Source organism: Acetobacter okinawensis JCM 25146 (assembly GCF_000613865.1).
GTDB lineage: Bacteria > Pseudomonadota > Alphaproteobacteria > Acetobacterales > Acetobacteraceae > Acetobacter > Acetobacter okinawensis.
The window spans coordinates 1-603 of sequence record NZ_BAJU01000123.1; the positions used below are offsets into that span (position 1 = coordinate 1).

The 603-nt window shown below is 69.5% G+C and carries 1 pseudogene; it reads right to left on the bottom strand.

The features are described from left to right. Nucleotides 1-603, bottom strand: a pseudogene (locus JCM25146_RS22700) (hypothetical protein); the annotation flags it as partial.

The window sequence follows — 603 nt, forward strand, 5'->3', positions numbered from 1 at the left end:
CAGCACACCAGCCGCGCGCTCCGGCTGGCCCGCCTGCGCCAGAGCCTGCGCATAGGCCAGCCGAAGCGGCGGCAGCAGATCGGCATCCTCCTGCACCGCGCTTGTGGCGGACGCAGCAGCCGTGGAAGATGCCCCACCCTCCGCCGCCTGTGCAGCCAGCAACTGGGCATAGGCCTCCACCGCCATGTCGGGGCTGATCTGGTCATGCGCGCGCAAAAACGCCACCAGCAGCGCGCGGGCATGGTCGGCCACGCGGTCATTGCCGGAGGCGGTCAGGTTTTCCAACGCCACACGGGCGGTTTCGGCCTGCCCGTTGCGGAGTTGCAGCATAATGCGGGCAAGGTTGTAGGGGGCATCGTCCGGCAAGGTGCCCAGTGCCGCGCGCTCATCTGGCCCGCCAAACTCTGCCAGATACTGGCTGACCCGCAGCAAAAGCCACGCCCGCACGGGGGCCGGGTACTGCTCCAGCCGTGCATAGCCGCGCGCCAGCAGCACCGATGTGGGTTGGCTGTCCGCCCCGCTGGCCATAAAATACGCCCCACGCCACACCACCATATCCGGCTCAAAGGCCCAGTCCGCCGTGGCCAGCGGGCAGCGCCCGCC